This window comes from Streptomyces sp. SLBN-118 (assembly GCF_006715635.1).
Taxonomy (GTDB): Bacteria; Actinomycetota; Actinomycetes; order Streptomycetales; family Streptomycetaceae; genus Streptomyces.
Genome location: NZ_VFNP01000002.1, coordinates 2,487,594 through 2,504,765, shown reverse-complemented (window position 1 = coordinate 2,504,765; position 17,172 = coordinate 2,487,594). Strand labels below are relative to the sequence as shown.

Here is a 17,172-nt window from a genome sequence, read left to right as displayed (position 1 = left end):
CGCCTGCAGAGCCTGGTACCAGAGTGTCTTTATCCTGGTACAAGCAGTACCTGGCAATGGCCTGAGCCATTGGGCACCCTGGAGGTATGACCACGATGGCGCAGGAGTCCGACGTACGACGGCATGAACTCGCGGGCTTTCTTCGCAGCCGTCGCGAGCGCATCACCCCCGAGCAGGTCGGTCTGCCGCCCGGCCGCCGCCGGCGCACTCCCGGTCTGCGCCGGGAGGAGGTCGCCCAGCTCTCCGCGGTCGGCGTCACCTGGTACACCTGGCTGGAGCAGGCCAGGGACATCCAGGTCTCCCCGCAGGTCCTCGACGCCATCGCCCGCGCCCTGATGCTCGACACGAGCGAACGCACCCACCTCTTCGCCCTGGCGGGGGCGACCGATCCGGCGCCCGGCGCGTCGTGCCCGACGGTGACTCCGTCCTTGCGGACGATGCTCGAACAGCTGGAGCCGATCCCCGCCTGCATCCAGAACAGCCGGTACGACATCCTCGCCTACAACCGCACGTACGGACGGCTGCTGTGCGATCTCGACTCACTGCCGCCCGAGGACCGCAACTGCATGATCCTGGCCTTCACCAACGACGACTGGCGGGCCTCGGTCGCCGAACTCGGCGATGCCAACCGGATGATGGCGGCCAAATTCCGTGCCTCGATGGCCGAGCACCTTGCCGAGCCCGCGTGGAAGTCGCTTCTGGCGCGGCTGGAGAAGTCCCCTGAGTTCCGCGAGGTGTGGGCGCGGCACGAGGTGGTCGGCGTCGGCGGCAGGAACAAGCTCATCCGCAACGCCCATGTCGGGCTGCTGCACCTGGAGCACAACAACCTGTGGCTGGGGCCGAACGCGGGCCCGCGCCTGATCAGTTACGTACCTCTCGACGCGGAAAGCCGCGAACGGCTCGAGAAACTCCATGCGCTGGCGCTCGCCGCGGTCTGAGCGCGCATTTCCACACGGGTCCGGGCCCGGACCGTGGCGTGCGGTCCGGGCCCGGGTTCGGCGTGCCGGTCAGCCCGCGAAGCGGGTCACCGCCGGGACGAGGTCGCCCTGTTTGGCGATGCCTGCGGTGCCGTCGAATCCTGGCCCACCGGCCTTGCTCGGCACCACCGTCTCGGGCGAAGGTGAGCCACGCCCCACGGTCCCTATGCGCCGGCTGTGGACGGCGACTGCTCACGGTCCGGGGTCTGCAGCCGCTCGGCCGCGCGCCGCGCGGTCCCCTGGGCCCAGGCGCCGCTCGTCAGCGCGCCGACACCGAGGACGCCCAGCCCGCACCCGGTGATGACCCACCAGGCGGGGCGGCTCGCCGCGACGAAGCCCTGCGCGTACGACGTGGAGGAGACCCCCGCCGCGAGGACCGCCCCGATGACCGCTACGCCGAGGGTCTGGCCGATCTGGCGGCTCGTGGAGGCCACGGCGGCGGCGACGCCGGCCTGGGCGCGGGGCATGCCGGAGACGGCGGTGTTGGTGATCGGTGCGTTCACCATGCCGAAGCCGAGGCCGAACAGGACGTATCCGGTGAACAGCAGGGGATCCGACGTCTCCGCCCCGAAGGCGGCGAAGAGTACCCCGCTCGCCGCCATCGTCGCGCCCGCGATCAGCAGCGAGAGGCGCGGCCCCCGGCTGCCGACCAGCCGTCCCGACAGGGGCGCGCACACGAAGGTCAGGGCCGCCATCGGCAGCATGTACAGACCGGCGTGCAGGGCGGACAGCCCGCGGATGTCCTGCAGATAGAGCGTGTTGACGAAGAGGAAGCCGCCGAGCGCGGCGAAGGCGCACACCGCTATGACGGTGGCCCCGCTGAACGGCGCGCTGCGGAAGAAGCGCAGATCGATCAGCGGCTCGCGCCGTCTTGGCTCGTACAGCAGCAGTCCTGCGAGGGCGACGACGGCGACCGCGGCGAAGGAGGGGTCCCGCTCGATGATCGCGTATGTGAGGGAGCCGAGCAGTGCGATCACCAGGAGCTGGCCCACGGGGTCGGCGCGGCGCGGTTTCGGGGCGCGGGACTCCGGAAGGTAGCGCCAGGTCAGCAGCAGCGCGGCGAGACCGACGGGGAGATTGACCCAGAAGACCGAGCGCCAGCCGACGCCGTCCACGAGCACCCCGCCGACCAGCGGCCCCGCGGCCATCGAGATGCCGACGACGCCGCCCCACACCCCGATCGCGCGGGCGCGCTGACGCGGGTCGGTGAAGGTGTTGGTGATGATCGACATCGCGACCGGATTGAGCATGGAGCCGCCGACGGCCTGGACCATACGGAAGGCGACCAGCGAGGGAAGGTTCGGGGCGAGGGAACAGAGCAACGAGCCGAGCGAGAACACGACCAGCCCGGCCTGGAAGACCCGCCGGCGGCCGATGCGGTCGGCTGTCGATCCGGAGAGCATCAGCAGCGAGGCGAGGACCAGGGTGTAGGCGTCGATGGTCCACTGCATTCCGGCGACGGAGGCGTGCAGCTCCTGGCGGATGGAGGGCAGCGCGACATTGAGGATGGTGTTGTCCAGGCTGACGATCAGCAGGCTCATACAGCAGATCGCCAGCACAAGCAGGCGCCGTCGGTGTGTGAGCTCGGCCATGCCTGGATAGTACGCCTAACTAACGAGTCCGGTCGTAGGTGACAATGGACGGATGACCACGCTTGCCCCGTCCCCCTCGACGCTCGCGATCGGCCCGCACGCCGTACAGCCGCCGGTGGTGCTTGCGCCCATGGCGGGCATCACCAACGCGCCCTTCCGCACGCTGTGCCGCGAGTTCAGCGGCGGCAAGGGACTGTTCGTCAGCGAGATGATCACGACGCGGGCACTGGTCGAGCGCAATGACAAGACGATGCAGCTCATCCACTTCGACGAGACCGAGACGCCGCGGTCGATCCAGCTGTACGGGGTGGATCCCGTGACCGTCGGCAAGGCGGTCCGCATGATCGTGGACGAGGATCTGGCCGACCACATCGACCTGAACTTCGGCTGCCCGGTCCCGAAGGTGACCCGCAAGGGCGGAGGCTCGGCGCTTCCGTACAAGCGGCCGCTGCTGCGGGCGATCCTGAACGAGGCGGTGTCAGGCGCGGGCGGCCTGCCCGTGACCATGAAGATGCGCAAGGGCATCGACGACGACCACATCACCTACCTCGACGCGGGCAGAATCGCGGTCGACGAGGGCGTGACGGCGATCGCACTGCACGGGCGCACCGCGGCGCAGCACTACGGCGGCACGGCGGACTGGGACGCGATCGCCCGGCTGAAGGAGCACGTCCCGGAGATCCCCGTCCTGGGCAACGGCGACATCTGGTCGGCGGACGACGCGCTGCGGATGGTGCGCGAGACCGGCTGCGACGGGGTGGTCGTGGGACGCGGGTGCCTGGGGCGGCCGTGGCTGTTCGGGGACCTGGTGGCGGCGTTCGAGGGTACGGGCACATACGCGACGCCGACGCTCAAGGAGGTCGCCGTCGTCATGCGGAGGCATGCGGAGCTGCTGGGGGAGTGGATCGGCGACGAGGCGCGCGGGGTGATCGACTTCCGCAAGCACGTGGCCTGGTATCTGAAGGGCTTCGCGGTGGGCTCCGAGATGCGCAAGAAGCTGGCGATCACGTCCTCGCTGGGGGAGCTGGACGAGCTGCTGGGTGAGCTGGACCTGGACCAGGCGTGGCCGGTGGGGGCGGACGGGCCTCGCGGTCGTACGTCCGGGAACAACCGGGTCGTCCTGCCGGACGGGTGGCTGAAGGACCCGTACGACTGCGCCGGGATCAGCGCGGAAGCCGAACTGGACACGTCGGGCGGCTGAGGGGCGACGCCCGCGGCCTCACCGCCGGACGGGCTTGAATTGCCCGGCCCTGCCGGACTGGTAGAGCCGGCTGACGGACGCGGATGCTCCGGAGGTCGTCGGTCGGGCCGTGGAGGACACGGCCGCTCATCTGATACGGGTTGCAGGAGGGGACGCCCCGGACCGGGTGGCCCTGAGTGCCACGTCGGTGGCCGCTGCGCTGACCGGCGGTTTCCACGAGCGGGTGGAGGCCCGGGCCCGTTGCGCCCCGGCGTACTGCTCCCGGGGTCTGTGTGGCGGTGGGGACTCTGCGGACGGAGGTGCGTCCGCGCAGGCCGCGGGATGCCCGGTGCTGGTGGTGCCGTCGTTGCTGCCGGTACCCGCATCCTGGGACGCGTCTTCGCGAGAGCCTGGAGGTTGTGGATCTCGCGATGCTCAGCAGGCGTGTTTCGTCCTGAGGGCCCGTGTGTTGCGGCCCGCGACACGGGTCCGGATGATGGGACGGAAGCCTCTTCGGCCGCGTGATTCTCGCCACCCCTGATAAGGGTGGCGCTCAGATGAGCGATTTTGAGTGGATCCACCTCCCGAAGGGTGGCACTGGGTGCCATTCCTCGGGGGTTCAAGTCTTGAACCCAAAGGCGGCGTTGGGTGCTCATTTGAGCGGTGAGGGTCTGGTTTGAGTCAAGTCCTCTTCGGAGGGTGAAAGATTTCCTACCCGACAGTTACTTTCGATCTGGTGGCGGACGAGTGGTTACAGCCGTATGACGGACAAGTGGACATACCCAGAAGCCTTCGATCTGGGTATGTTCCTCGCCGTCAGGGCAGCCACCGAGTCCTCGAGGAGTCGAGACCCGTGTCGGAAAACAAAGATCAGAAGTTCGTCTACGACTTCACCGAGGGGAACAGGGACCTCAAGGACCTGCTCGGCGGCAAGGGCGCGAACCTCGCAGAGATGACCAACCTCGGGTTGCCCGTCCCTCCGGGCTTCACGATCACCACCGAGGCGTGCAAGGTCTACCTCGAGAGCGGCCAGGAGCCCTCGGCGCTGCGCGACGAGGTGAGCGCCCATCTCGACGCCCTCGAGCAGTCGATGGGCAAGAAGCTCGGCCAGGCGGACAACCCCCTTCTCGTATCCGTACGTTCGGGCGCGAAGTTCTCCATGCCGGGCATGATGGACACCGTCCTCAACATCGGCCTCTCCGACGCGTCGGTGGTCGGGCTCGCCAAGCAGTCCGGCGACGAGCGCTTCGCCTGGGACTCCTACCGCCGCCTCATCCAGATGTTCGGCAAGACCGTCCTCGGCGTCGACGGCGAGCTCTTCGAGGACGCGCTCGACGAGGCCAAGGCCGCCAAGAAGGTCACCGTCGACACCGACCTCGACGCCGCCGACCTCAAGAAGCTGGTCAAGCAGTTCAAGAAGCTCGTCGCCCGCGAGGCCGGCCGGGACTTCCCGCAGGACCCGCGCGAGCAGATGGATCTCGCGATCCGCTCGGTCTTCGAGTCCTGGAACACCGACCGCGCCAAGCTCTACCGCCGCCAGGAGCGCATCCCCGGCGACCTCGGCACGGCGGTCAACATCTGCTCGATGGTCTTCGGCAACCTCGGCCCCGACTCGGGCACCGGCGTCGCCTTCACCCGCGACCCCGCCAGCGGCCACCAGGGCGTCTACGGCGACTACTTGCAGAACGCGCAGGGCGAGGACGTTGTCGCGGGCATCCGCAACACCGTGCCGCTCGCCGAGCTGGAGACGATCGACAAGAAGTCGTACGACCAGCTGATGCAGATCATGGAGACCCTCGAAACGCACTACAAGGACCTGTGCGACATCGAGTTCACCATCGAGCGCGGCCAGCTGTGGATGCTGCAGACCCGGGTCGGCAAGCGGACGGCCGGTGCTGCCTTCCGAATCGCCACCCAGCTCGTGGACCAGGGCCTGATCGACGAGGCCGAGGCGCTGCAGCGCGTCAACGGCGCGCAGCTCGCCCAGCTGATGTTCCCGCGCTTCGACGAGAACGCCAAGGCGGATCTGCTCGGCCGCGGGATCGCCGCCTCCCCGGGTGCGGCCGTCGGCAAGGCTGTCTTCGACTCGTACACCGCGGTCAAGTGGTCGCGCTCCGGCGAGAAGGTCATCCTGATCCGCCGCGAGACCAACCCCGACGACCTCGACGGAATGATCGCCGCCGAGGGCATTCTCACCAGCCGCGGCGGCAAGACCTCCCACGCCGCCGTCGTCGCCCGCGGCATGGGCAAGACCTGTGTGTGCGGCGCCGAGGAGCTCGAGGTCGACACCAAGCGCCGCCGGATGACGGTGAACGGCACCCTCGTCGAGGAGGGCGACGTCGTCTCCATCGACGGCTCCACCGGCAAGGTCTACCTGGGCGAGGTCCCGGTCGTGCCCTCCCCGGTCGTCGAGTACTTCGAGGGCCGGATGCACGCGGGCGCCGACGACGCCGACGAGCTGGTCGCCGCCGTGCACCGGGTCATGGCCTACGCGGACCGGGTCCGCCGTCTTCGCGTACGGGCCAACGCCGACAACGCCGAGGACGCGCTGCGCGCACGGCGCTTCGGCGCGCAGGGCATCGGCCTGTGCCGCACCGAGCACATGTTCCTCGGTGAGCGCCGCGAGATGGTCGAGCGGCTGATCCTCGCCGACACCGACGACGAGCGCGAGCAGGCGCTGGGTGCCCTGCTGCCGCTGCAGAAGAAGGACTTCGTCGAGCTCTTCGAGGCGATGGACGGACTGCCCGTCACCGTGCGGCTGCTGGACCCGCCGCTGCACGAGTTCCTGCCTGACATCACCGAGCTGTCGGTACGCGTCGCCCTCGCCGAGTCCCGCAAGGACGCCAACGAGAACGACCTGCGGCTGCTCCAGGCCGTGCACAAGCTGCACGAGCAGAACCCGATGCTGGGCCTGCGCGGTGTACGCCTCGGTCTGGTCATCCCCGGTCTGTTCGCCATGCAGGTACGGGCGATCGCCGAGGCCGCGGCCGAGCGCAAGAACGCCAAGGGCGACCCGCGCGCCGAGGTCATGATCCCGCTCGTGGGCACCGTCCAGGAGCTGGAGATCGTCCGCGAGGAGGCCGACCAGGTCATCGCCGAGGTGGAGGCCGCCACCGGCACGAACCTCAAGCTGACCATCGGCACGATGATCGAGCTGCCGCGCGCCGCGCTGACCGCCGGTCAGATCGCCGAGGCCGCCCAGTTCTTCTCCTTCGGCACGAACGACCTCACCCAGACGGTGTGGGGCTTCTCCCGCGACGACGTCGAGGCCTCGTTCTTCACGGCCTACCTGGAGAAGGGCATCTTCGGGGTCTCCCCGTTCGAGACGATCGACAAGGACGGCGTCGGCTCGCTCGTACGCAGCGCCGTCGAGGCCGGTCGAGCCACCCGCCCCGACCTGAAGCTGGGCGTGTGCGGCGAGCACGGCGGCGACCCGGAGTCGGTGCACTTCTTCCACGAGGTCGGGCTGGACTACGTGTCCTGCTCGCCCTTCCGGATCCCGGTGGCGCGCCTGGAGGCCGGCCGCGCGGCGGCCGAGTCGAAGGGCAGCGACTCCCGCTAAGGGCTGTCCCCCAATACCCGGCGGATGAGCGCGCGGCGTCAGATGCGGTGCATCGCAAGGCGGAGAGTCGTCCTCATACTGGGCGTATTCGGGTGATTCGACAACGCAGCGAGGTGCCGTAGCTGTCGTCGCGCGCCCGGCGGGTATTGCGGGACAGCCCTCAGGACGCCGGAGCCGTCACCGGTCTCCCCTGGCCGCCCCGGCGGCACCCGGGAGATCGGCAACGACCCTCACCGACCCGGTGATGGTTCCGGAACACAGAAGAGGAAGAGGCGGGCGCCTGTGCGGGGCACCCGCCTCTTCCGCTTATTTCAAGGTTGTTGGAAAGTCCATGTTGAATTCCGTACCGTTACCAAGAACCGAATTTCTGCCATTTACTGCGCAAACAACGGGCGGAGCGCGGCCTGTGGATCCCCATCCACAGGCCGCGCCCCATTACCCGTGCCGGACAGGGAGCCGCAACCCTCTGTCGCCCGCCGCCGGACGCGCAAAGCCCCCCACGGTCTTCGCTGCGTCCATCGGAGACAGATGATTTCCTGCCCGACGTCGTACAGCCTTTCGGTTGGCACCCGACCCTCGCGAGGCGTTTCAACTGTGGCTGAAACACCGTGGTAACGTCCTGTGATTGCATGCATACTCAGTGGTGGGGGCGATTGCGGATGCAACAGGGGGGTTCGGTGCTGCGTATCCATTTCACTGGGGATGACCTAGCCAGAGTTCGGATGGCGGCCAGACCGGATGTTCTGTGGGAAGCCATTCTGAGCTTTCATCGATTGAGGGAGCGCAGGCGCGCCCTGATGTTCGGCGAATGGCGCGCGGAAACCCGTGTCCGGTTGAGTGGTGAAACGCGCCTGCTGGCCGCGCTGGTTCCGCCGCGGGGCTATTTCCCCGACTTTCTGACGCCCTCAGAGGGCGCCTGCGGGCTGGAGGCGAGCCTGGAGGCCCTGCGGGCCACCCCGCCGGGCCGGCTGCACTCCGAACTCGCCCTGGCCGCCGCGGGACGGGCTGCCGCGCCCGGGCTGCCCGGCCGGCTCTCCGCCCTCGCGGAGGGCAGACCCGAGGCGCTCGCCGGTCTCGTCGGCGCGCTGCGCAGCTACCACCGGGCCGCCATCGAACCGTACTGGCCGCACATCCAGGCCACGGTCGAGGCGGACCGTGCGGTACGCGGCCGCGCTCTGCTGGACGGCGGCGCCGGAGAACTGCTCGCCTCACTGCCGCCGGTGCTGCGCTGGCGGGCGCCGGTGCTGGAGGCCGACTATCCCGCCGAGCGCGAACTGCATCTGAACGGGCGGGGGTTGCTGCTCCAGCCGTCGTTCTTCTGCCGGGGCACCCCCGTGGTCTACCGCGACACCGGCCTTCCGCCGGTGCTCGTCTATCCCGCGGCCCACAGCTGCGCACCGGCCTTCGGCGAGTCGGGCGACCCCTCGCTCGGCAAGCTCGTCGGCCACACCCGCTCGGTCGTCCTTCAGGCCATTCGCTACGGCTGTACGACCAGTGAACTCGCCCGCAGGGCAGGGGTGTCGCTCGCCTCCGCCAGCCAGCACGCGGCGGTCCTGCGCGAGGCGGGCCTGGTGGTGACCCTGCGCCACGGCAATGCCGTCCTGCACACGGTCACCCCGCTGGGCGCCGCCCTGCTGAGGGGCGGCGCTACAGCGGAGGCCGCGGGCTGACAGGGCCCTGCTGAGCCCGGTGGCGGCGCTGCTGAAGGGACCCGTCACCTTGTAGGTGATACCGCCCGACGAGGAGCCGGTCGTACTTCAGTCCTCCGGGACCGTGATCGCTCCGACCGGGCAGGCCCGGGCCGCCTCCCGTACGAGCGGACTGCCGCCCTCCTCGCGGCCCGGCAGCAGCGTGCTCAGTCCGTCGTCGTCCTGGGTGAACACCTCGGGCGCCGTCAGCGCGCACTGCCCCGCGCCGATGCACCTGTCCTTGTCGATGCCGATACCGCTGCCACTCCCCATGGCGGCTACCAGGCCACGGGGAGTTCGAGCATCCCCTGGATGGTGTCGCCCGGTTTGAAGGGGATGTGCTCGGCCGGAGCCGCGAGCCGCAGTCCGGGCAGCCGGTCGAAGAGCGTACGCAGCGCGATCTCCATCTCCGCCCGGGCCAGGTTCTGCCCCAGGCACTGGTGGATGCCGTAGCCGAACGCGACATGGTGGCGGGGCGAGCGGTGCCAGTCCAGTGCGTCGGGCTCCGGGTAGGCGGCGGTGTCCCGGTTGATCAGGGACGTCGAGAAGACGACGCCGTCGCCGGCCCGGACCGTCGTTCCGGCCACCTCGATGTCGTCGGTCGCCACCCGCAGCATCCCGTCGGCGATCGACAGGAACCGCAGCAACTCCTCGACGGCGGTGGGCATCAGGGAGTCCTGCCGGCGCAGCTCTGCCAGCTGCTCCGGGTGCTGGAGCAGGGTGAAAGTACCCAGCGAGATCATGTTCGCCGTGGTCTCGTGGCCCGCGACCAGCAGGACCGTGGCCAGGCTGATCAACTCGTGGCGGTCCACAGCCCCTTCGGCCGACTGCTGCTGGATGAGCTCGTCGAGCAGACCGTCGCCCGGCTCCTCGCGCTTGCGGTCGATCAGGGCGCCGAAGTACTCGTCCAGCTGGTCGCGCGCATCCTCGGTGTCCGCCGCGGACGGTCCGCGCAGCAGCCTGCGCGACTGTTCCTCGAAGAATGCGTGGTCGGCGTACGGGACACCGAGCAGGGCGCAGATCACCATCGACGGCACCGGCAGCGCGAAGGCGCTCACCAACTCGGCCGGCGGTCCCTGCGCGATCATCGTGTCGAGCAGCCGGTCCACGGTCCGCTGGATCTGCGGTCGCAGCGCGGTGGCGCGCCTGAGGGTGAAGCTGGGGATCAGCATCCGCCGCTGGACGCCGTGCTCGGGATCGTCGACGCCCAGAAGTGCGACGCGGCGGTTGGTGAGCGCGGCGAAGCGCTCGGTGGGCTTCGGGAAGCCGTGGTTCTCGCGGTTGGTGGACAGCCGGGGGTCGGCCAGTAGCTCACGCGCGGTGGCGTGCCCGGTGACGACCCACACGGAGCGGCCGTTGTAGAGCGAGACCCGGGAGAGTGGGCGCGCGTCGCGTAACGGGGCGTAGGGGGTGGGCGGGTGGTAGGGGCAACTGCGGTCCTGCGGGAACGGGACCGGTTGCCCGGATCCCGTTTCCGTAGTGAGGGCTGCTGCGGGGATGAGTGCTGCGGGGATGGGCTCTGTCATGGTGACCTCGCGAGCGAAGAGTCCGCTTTGCCGGTCCCCATTAGATGCCCCGGGCATCTAATGGTCCACGCACACTTCGGCCAAATAGCCCAAACCTGGAGCCGGTTCGCTGGCTCCTTCTCATCCCGCCGGACGCGGTCTCAGGACACGGAGGACCTGAGGCCCTCGTACGTCACACCGGTCAGCTGCTCGGACGCGACCCACAGCCGCTCACCCGTGGCGTCGTTCTTCGAATGGCTGAGCCGCCACGACGGCGCGGGTCCACCGCGCCAGCCGAGCAGCCTCGGCCCGGTGAAGGAGTCGGGCCGCACCCCCGGGGCCGTGGCCGCGTACAGGATCGGCAGCGCACCCGACTCGGCGGACTGCGCGAACAGCCGGTTGCCGACCACCATGAACTGCTCCTTCGCCTTCTTGCCCTCCATGCGTGCGCCCGCGGTCTGCAGGTTGGTGTTCGAGTAGCCGGGGTGGGCGGCGGCAGCGACGACCTCGGAGCTCGCCGTCGCGAGCCGCCTGGCCAGCTCGTGCACGAAGAGCAGGTTCGCCGTCTTGGTGCGGGAGTAGGCGGTCCAGGGGCTGTAGCGGCGCTCGCTGTTGAGATCGCCCATGTCGACGCCCGCCATGGCGTGCATGAAGCTGGACACACCCACCACCCGCGCACCCGGTGTACGCAGCAGCTTCGGCATCAGCAGCCCGGTCAGCGCGAAGTGCCCGAGGTGGTTGACGCCGAACTGCGTCTCGAAGCCGTCGGCCGTCTTCCCGTACGGAAGGGCCATCACACCCGCGTTGTTGATGAGCAGATGGAGGCCGTCGTACGGGTAGCGCGCCGCGAACTCCCGTACCGAGGCGAGATCCGCCAGGTCCAGCGGGCTGAACTCCACCTTCGCGCCCGGCACCCGGCCCGCTATGTGGGCCTCGGCCTCCTTGCCACGTGCCTCGCTGCGGCAGGCGAGAATCACTCGCGCGCCGCGGCGGGCCAGCTCCCGTGCCGTGATGAGTCCGAGGCCGCTGTTGGCTCCGGTGACCACGGCGGTGCGCCCGTCCTGGTCCGGTATGTCGCTCGCGTTCCAGCCCCACATGGCTGAACTCCTCAATAAGGAAACTGGGTTGAGTTCAGCCTATGAACGATCGGGCCGGGGAGCCACTGTCGGCGCCCAGATCTGATCCGGTCGCCCCTCCCGCGTCAGCGGATGTCAGGCAGAGCGCGGCGGGCCGCTCACCCCACGCGCACCTCGTACGCCGTCACCGACACCGAGTCGTCGTCCAGACAGCGACCGGTCCGCAGGTCGAAGCGCTGCTTGAGCAGCGGCGACGCGACGAAGGGGCCGGCGGCCGACGAGCCGAGCAGTCCGCGGGAGAGGACCTGGGCACCGGTGAACGGGTCCCGGTTGTCGATGGCGTAGGCGACGCCCTCGCGGTCCACGAAGACCGCCGCCTGGGTGCCGTCGGGCAGCAGGGCCGCAGCTCCGCGTCCCGGCGTCAGCAGGGACAGCGCGCAGAGTTCGACCCACTCCTGGCCCACGCGGAGCCGGACCTGCGTTTGCGTCTTCTCGGGGGCGATCGTCATCGGGCGGCGCTACCTTCCAGGGCTTTCAGCGGACGGATGGACAACAGCGGCAGGTCGGGCTTGACCTGGTCGCGCTCGGGCACGAACTTCACCGTCGGGTCCGGGACGTCGGGTGCGTTGACGAAGGAGACGAAACGGCGCAGCCGCTCAGGGTCGTTGATGGTCTCGGACCACTCGTCGCGGTAGTTCGCGACATGGTCCGCCATCAGCGACTCCAGCTCGACGCAGATGCCCAGCGAGTCATGGACCACCACGTCCCGTACGTGATCGAGGCCGCCCTCGATCCGCTCCAGCCAGGTCGACGTGCGCTCGAGACGGTCGGCGGTACGGATGTAGAACATCAGGAACCGGTCGATCAGCCGGACCAGTTCGGCGTCGGAGAGATCCTGCGCGAGCAGATCGGCGTGGCGCGGTGTCGCGCCGCCGTTGCCGCCGACGTACAGATTCCAGCCGTTGGCCGTGGCGATGACGCCAAAGTCCTTGCTCTGTGCCTCCGCGCACTCGCGCTGGCAGCCGGAGACCGCGGACTTGAGCTTGTGCGGGGAGCGCAGGCCCCGGTAACGCAGCTCCAGGTCGATCGCCATCCTGACCGAGTCCTGTACGCCGTAGCGGCACCAGGTCTGCCCCACACAGGACTTCACGGTGCGCAGCGCCTTGCCGTAGGCGTGCCCCGACTCGAAGCCCGCGTCGACCAGCCGGGCCCAGATCTGCGGCAGTTGGTCCACCCGGGCGCCGAAGAGGTCGATCCGCTGGCCACCCGTGATCTTCGTGTAGAGGCCGTAGTCGCGGGCCACCTCGCCGATCACGATCAGCTTCTCGGGGGTGATCTCACCGCCGGGGATGCGCGGCACGATCGAGTACGAGCCGTTCTTCTGCATATTGGCGAGGAAGTGGTCGTTGGTGTCCTGGAGCGCGGCCTGCTCGCCGTCCAGCACATAGCCGCCCGCGCCGATCGTCGGGGCCAGCGAGGCGATGATCGAGCCGATGGCCGGCTTGCAGATCTCGCAGCCGTTGCCGCCGCGGGCCGTCTCCCGGCCGTGCCGGTCCAGGATCTCCTGGTACGAGGTGAGGCGCAGCGTGTGCACGATCTCGTACAGCTCCTGACGGCTCTGCCCGAAGCAGCCGCACAGGCCCTTGTCGACCTCGACGCCCGAGGCCTCCAGTTCGGCGTTGACCAGCTGGCCGAGCACCTTGACGCAACTGCCGCAGCCCGTACCGGCCTTGGTGCACTTCTTCACCTCGGGCACCGTCGTGCAGGAATGCTCGGTGACCGCACCGCGGATGGTGCCCTTGGTGACGTTGTGGCAGGAGCAGATGACGGCGTCGTCGGGCAGCGCGGAGGGGCCGAGCGCCGCCGGGGCGCCGATTCCCGCGGGCAGCACGAGCTGCTCGGGCGAGATGGGCGGGACGGAGCCCGTGAGCGGGCGCAGCATGCCGTACGCGTCGGCGTCGCCGACCAGTACGCCGCCGAGGAGTTCGCCCTCGCTGCCGATCACCAGCTTCTTGTAGACGCCGGAGCGGGAGTCGGAGTACACGACGTCCAGGCAGCCCTCCGCCGCGCCGTGCGCGTCGCCGAACGAGGCCACGTCCACGCCGAGGAGCTTGAGCTTGGTGGACATGTCGGCGCCGGTGAAACTGCGGGCGTCCTCGGTGATCGTGGCCGCCGCCGTCTCGGCCATCTCGTAGCCGGGCGCGACCAGTCCGTACACCCGGCCGTCCGACGCCAGCGCGCACTCGCCGATCGCGAAGACGGCGGGGTCGGAGGTGCGGCACTGCTCGTCGACCACGATGCCGCCGCGCTCGCCGATCGCGAGACCCGCATCACGGCCGAGCTGGTCCCGGGGCCGTACACCCGCCGAGAAGACGACGAGATCGGTGTCCAGGACCGAACCGTCCGACAGGGCCATGCCGTTCACGGCGCCCGCCTCGTCGACGGTGATCTCCTGCGTGCCGGTACCGGTGTGGACGGTCAGCCCCATGCCTTCGATGGTGCGCAGCAGCGCGGCCCCACCGCCGTCGTCGACCTGCGCCGGCATCAGACGGGGCGCGAACTCCACGATGTGCGTCTTCAGCCCGAGTCCCTTGAGCGCGCCCGCCGCCTCCAGACCGAGCAGCCCGCCGCCGACGACCGCGCCCGTGCGGGCCGTCTTGGCGTACTCCTCGATCGCCAGCAGATCCTCGATCGTGCGGTAGACGAAGCAGCCCTCGGCGTCCTTGTTCGGCACCGGTGGGACGAAGGGGTACGAACCGGTGGCGAGGACGAGCGTGTCGTACGTGAAGGTGCGGCCGACACGCGAGGTGACCGTGCGCGCCGCCCTGTCGATCGTCTCGGCCGGGTCGTCCAGATGCAGTTCGATACCGTGCCGCTCGATGAAGTCGCCCTCGACGAGGGAGAGTTCGTCGGGTGTGCGGCCGGAGAAGTACGAGGTGAGCTGAACGCGGTCGTAGGCGGCGCGAGGCTCCTCGCACAGCACGACGATCCGCGCCCGCCCGGCCGCACCGCGCTCGGCGAGTGCCTCCAGGAAACGCTGGCCGACCATGCCATGGCCGACGACCACGATCGTGGGAGTCGTGGGGGTGGTCATAGCGGTCATGTCAGAGGCCTCCATCATTGGTGAGCAGGTGGAGCAGGGGGACCGTCTCCGGCAGGGCGTCGTCGCCCTCCCAGGCCCGGGCGAGCGCGCCGACCGCGGCGAGATCCCCGAGCAGCACCCCGCCGACGAGCCGGTCCCCGCGGACGACGACCTTGCGGTAGGCGCCGCGGGTGGCGTCGGCGAGCTGGACGACGTCGTCCCCGGGGCGCGGGGTCGGGTCGCCGAACGCGGCCAGATCGAGCGCGCCGGGACCGTTGAGGGTCAGCCGGGTCAGGGCGCGGGTGCCCGTGTAGCGGGCGGGCTTCCCGGTGAGCAGGCAGGCCAGTACATCGGCCTGTTCGAGGGCCGGACCCGCGAGCCCGTACACCCGCCCCTCGTGCTCGGCACAGTCGCCGACGGCGTGGATGTACGGGTCGGAGGTGCGCAGTTCGTCGTCGACGACTATGCCCTTGCGGACGTCGAGTCCGGCGTCCTGGGCGAGCTTGGTCCGCGGGCGCACCCCGCAGGCGAGGACGACGAGTTCCGCGTCCAGCACGTATCCGTCTGCGAGCTCGACGTCCGTGCCGCGCAGTCCGCGCACCCGGCACTCGGTGTGCACCTCCACGCCCATCGCTTCGAGGTGGGCGCGGACCAGCTGCGAGGCGGAGACATCGAGTTGGCGCTCCATGAGGCGCTCGCCCTGCTGGGCCAGAACGACCTTCGCGCCCCGCTCGGCCAGCGCCCGGGCCGCGGAGACTCCGAGCAGCCCCCCGCCGACGACGACGGCCCGGATCCCGGGACGTACGGCGGCGGACAGGGCCGCGCAGTCGTCGAGCGTACGGAACGGATGCACGCCCTCCGGGAGGCCCTGGCTGATCCCGCGCAGCGCGGGCAGCACGGGGTTCGAGCCGGTCGCGAGGACGAGGCGGTCGTACGGCACCGGAGTCCCGTCCTCACAGAGCACCAGCCGCCGCTCCCGGTCGATGGCACTGGCCCGCACACCCCGGCGCACCGGCACGGCGGGCAGGGCGATCACCTCCGGGGCGTAGCGCCCCGCGAGCACTTCCGCGAGCAGCAGGCGGTTGTACGGCGCGTGCGGCTCCTCACCGAGTACGGTGACGGGCGCGCCGGCGGCGACGAGCTGCCGCGCGAGTTGCGCGCCTGCCGTCCCACTGCCGATCACCACGGTTCCTGATGCCATGACCGCAGCGTGCGGGGTCGGTGTTACCCCGCAGGTGCGGGGCTGTTTCCCCGGGGGAACGCTGCGCTCAGCGCGGCGGGGTGGCGGGTGTGAGGGCGGGGCGTACGGTGCGCCTGGGGCGGGGCTTGTCACCCTGCCTGCCTTCCCCTCCGGCCTGGCGGCCGTGGGAGGTGCCCCCAGCCCGAACCGGGCTCCGCCCCCGGAGCCCCGTATGCGACCTTCGGCCGTTTGTCCCCAACACCGGACTGGGGAGTCCGAGGCGCGGGGTCCGGGAGGAGCCCCGGTCAGGAACAGCCCCGCTCGGGTAGGGTTGCCGTCTCCGCATGACGTGGACGGACCGAGGAGGTGAGACGCATTACCGCTGTCGCAGGCCGGGTGCTCTCATCTCAGGACCCCGCGGTCACACGTCCTGGGTGACCGCCCCTCCCGAGCGCGCCCTTCGGTTTCCCGAAAGGCTCTCATGTCGGTTTCACCGTCACCTCTGACTTCTTCCGCCATCGTCACCAAGCTTCGCGCCGCCGGCTGCGTCTTCGCCGAGGACGAGGCGAAACTGATCCTCTCCACCGCAGGCACGCCGTCCGATCTCGCCGCCATGGTGGACCGGCGCGTTGCCGGGCTGCCCCTTGAACATGTCCTCGGCTGGGCCGAGTTCTGCGGTCTGCGGGTGGCCGTGGACCGAGAGGTCTTCGTGCCGCGCCGGCGTACCGAATTCCTCGTCCGCCAGGCAGTCACCCGCGCCCGCCCCGGTGCCGTCGTCGTCGACCTGTGCTGCGGCTCCGGCGCGGTGGGTGTCGCGCTGGCCGCGGCGCTCGGGCCGGTCGAGCTGTACGCGGCCGACATCGACGCTGCCGCCGTTGCGTGCGCCCGGCGCAATGTCGGTGCCGTCGGCGGCCGGGTGTACGAGGGCGATCTCTTCGGGGCACTGCCCGTCGCGCTGCGTGGCCGTATCGAGGTGCTGGCCGCCAACGTGCCCTACGTACCGACCGAAGAGGTGGGCCTGCTGCCCTCGGAGGCCCGCGAACACGAGCCACTGGTCGCGCTCGACGGCGGCGCGGACGGGCTCGACGTCCTGCGGCGGGTCGCGGCCGATGCGCCACGGTGGCTGGCGCCGGGCGGATGCCTGCTGGTGGAGACAAGCGAGCGTCAGGCGCCGCTCGCCGTCGAGGCCTTCAGCGGGAGCGGGCTGAGCACGACACTGGCCGTTTCCGAGGAGCTGTACGCCACGGTCGTGATCGGAACGAGGCTCAGCGGGCTGTCGGCCTGACCGGCGCGCGCCGCGGAACCTCAGACGTCGCTCAACTCTCCCGGG

13 protein-coding genes are annotated in these 17,172 nt (G+C 70.0%); 5 read left to right on the top strand and 8 right to left on the bottom strand.

Annotated features, from left to right (window positions below; all coding sequences use genetic code 11):
• The first annotated feature begins 86 nt into the window (after window positions 1–86).
• Complete coding sequence (locus tag FBY35_RS29900; protein WP_142217065.1) at window positions 87–938, top strand: helix-turn-helix transcriptional regulator; 852 nt, start codon at window positions 87–89, stop codon at window positions 936–938.
• A gap of 69 nt (window positions 939–1,007) precedes the next feature.
• On the opposite strand, the gene FBY35_RS37540 is transcribed toward FBY35_RS29900, so the two are convergent.
• The gene (locus FBY35_RS37540; protein ID WP_260848859.1) at window positions 1,008–1,136 is read right to left on the bottom strand and encodes a hypothetical protein; all 129 of its coding nucleotides are present in this window, start codon (window positions 1,134–1,136) and stop codon (window positions 1,008–1,010) included.
• Between the two features lie 5 nt (window positions 1,137–1,141).
• A complete protein-coding gene (locus FBY35_RS29895; RefSeq protein WP_142217064.1) occupies window positions 1,142–2,569 on the bottom strand; it encodes an MFS transporter in 1,428 nt (475 codons plus the stop codon).
• 52 nt (window positions 2,570–2,621) lie between these two features.
• Between FBY35_RS29895 and dusB the strand changes: the two genes are divergently transcribed.
• From dusB to FBY35_RS29875, 3 genes are all read left to right on the top strand, one after another.
• On the top strand, window positions 2,622–3,770 hold the full coding sequence (gene dusB / locus FBY35_RS29890; RefSeq protein ID WP_142217063.1) for a tRNA dihydrouridine synthase DusB: 1,149 nt from the start codon (window positions 2,622–2,624) through the stop codon (window positions 3,768–3,770).
• A gap of 832 nt (window positions 3,771–4,602) precedes the next feature.
• The gene (gene ppdK / locus FBY35_RS29880; RefSeq protein WP_142217062.1) at window positions 4,603–7,311 is read left to right on the top strand and encodes a pyruvate, phosphate dikinase; all 2,709 of its coding nucleotides are present in this window, start codon (window positions 4,603–4,605) and stop codon (window positions 7,309–7,311) included.
• 677 nt (window positions 7,312–7,988) lie between these two features.
• A complete protein-coding gene (locus FBY35_RS29875) occupies window positions 7,989–8,981 on the top strand; it encodes a helix-turn-helix transcriptional regulator (RefSeq protein WP_142217061.1) in 993 nt (330 codons plus the stop codon).
• 87 nt (window positions 8,982–9,068) lie between these two features.
• Here the strand turns inward: FBY35_RS29875 and FBY35_RS29870 are convergent, their stop codons facing one another.
• From FBY35_RS29870 to FBY35_RS29845, 6 genes are all read right to left on the bottom strand, one after another.
• Entirely contained in the window at window positions 9,069–9,272 is a 204-nt protein-coding gene (locus FBY35_RS29870; RefSeq protein WP_142217060.1) for a ferredoxin, read from the bottom strand.
• A gap of 5 nt (window positions 9,273–9,277) precedes the next feature.
• Window positions 9,278–10,525 carry a cytochrome P450 gene (locus FBY35_RS29865; protein WP_142217059.1) on the bottom strand — a complete coding sequence of 416 codons (1,248 nt, stop codon included), beginning with the start codon at window positions 10,523–10,525 and terminating at the stop codon, window positions 9,278–9,280.
• 140 nt (window positions 10,526–10,665) lie between these two features.
• Window positions 10,666–11,601 (bottom strand): oxidoreductase, encoded by a 936-nt coding sequence (locus tag FBY35_RS29860; RefSeq protein ID WP_142217058.1) that lies wholly within the window; start codon window positions 11,599–11,601, stop codon window positions 10,666–10,668.
• 137 nt (window positions 11,602–11,738) lie between these two features.
• Window positions 11,739–12,089: a nitrite reductase small subunit NirD gene (gene nirD, locus FBY35_RS29855; protein WP_142217057.1), complete on the bottom strand. Its 351-nt coding sequence runs from the start codon at window positions 12,087–12,089 to the stop codon at window positions 11,739–11,741.
• A complete protein-coding gene (gene nirB / locus FBY35_RS29850) occupies window positions 12,086–14,683 on the bottom strand; it encodes a nitrite reductase large subunit NirB (protein WP_142217056.1) in 2,598 nt (865 codons plus the stop codon). Before nirB ends, nirD begins: the two co-directional genes overlap by 4 nt.
• Before the next feature lies 1 nt (window position 14,684).
• Window positions 14,685–15,863 (bottom strand): NAD(P)/FAD-dependent oxidoreductase, encoded by a 1,179-nt coding sequence (locus tag FBY35_RS29845; protein WP_142217055.1) that lies wholly within the window; start codon window positions 15,861–15,863, stop codon window positions 14,685–14,687.
• 460 nt (window positions 15,864–16,323) lie between these two features.
• On the opposite strand from FBY35_RS29845, the gene FBY35_RS29840 reads away from it, so the two are divergent.
• Complete coding sequence (locus tag FBY35_RS29840) at window positions 16,324–17,127, top strand: putative protein N(5)-glutamine methyltransferase (protein ID WP_142217054.1); 804 nt, start codon at window positions 16,324–16,326, stop codon at window positions 17,125–17,127.
• Window positions 17,128–17,172: the final 45 nt, after the last annotated feature.

Bases quoted from the DNA above. Each gene is read 5' to 3' on its own strand.
- FBY35_RS29865 (WP_142217059.1), bottom strand. From the start codon at position 10,525: ATGACAGAGCCCATCCCCGCAGCACTCATCCCCGCAGCAGCCCTCACT.
- FBY35_RS29860 (WP_142217058.1), bottom strand. From the start codon at position 11,601: ATGTGGGGCTGGAACGCGAGCGACATACCGGACCAGGACGGGCGCACC.
- FBY35_RS29895 (WP_142217064.1), bottom strand. From the start codon at position 2,569: ATGGCCGAGCTCACACACCGACGGCGCCTGCTTGTGCTGGCGATCTGC.
- FBY35_RS29870 (WP_142217060.1), bottom strand. From the start codon at position 9,272: ATGGGGAGTGGCAGCGGTATCGGCATCGACAAGGACAGGTGCATCGGC.
- nirD (WP_142217057.1), bottom strand. From the start codon at position 12,089: ATGACGATCGCCCCCGAGAAGACGCAAACGCAGGTCCGGCTCCGCGTG.
- nirB (WP_142217056.1), bottom strand. From the start codon at position 14,683: ATGACCGCTATGACCACCCCCACGACTCCCACGATCGTGGTCGTCGGC.
- FBY35_RS29840 (WP_142217054.1), top strand. From the start codon at position 16,324: ATGTCGGTTTCACCGTCACCTCTGACTTCTTCCGCCATCGTCACCAAG.
- FBY35_RS29845 (WP_142217055.1), bottom strand. From the start codon at position 15,863: ATGGCATCAGGAACCGTGGTGATCGGCAGTGGGACGGCAGGCGCGCAA.
- FBY35_RS29900 (WP_142217065.1), top strand. From the start codon at position 87: ATGACCACGATGGCGCAGGAGTCCGACGTACGACGGCATGAACTCGCG.
- dusB (WP_142217063.1), top strand. From the start codon at position 2,622: ATGACCACGCTTGCCCCGTCCCCCTCGACGCTCGCGATCGGCCCGCAC.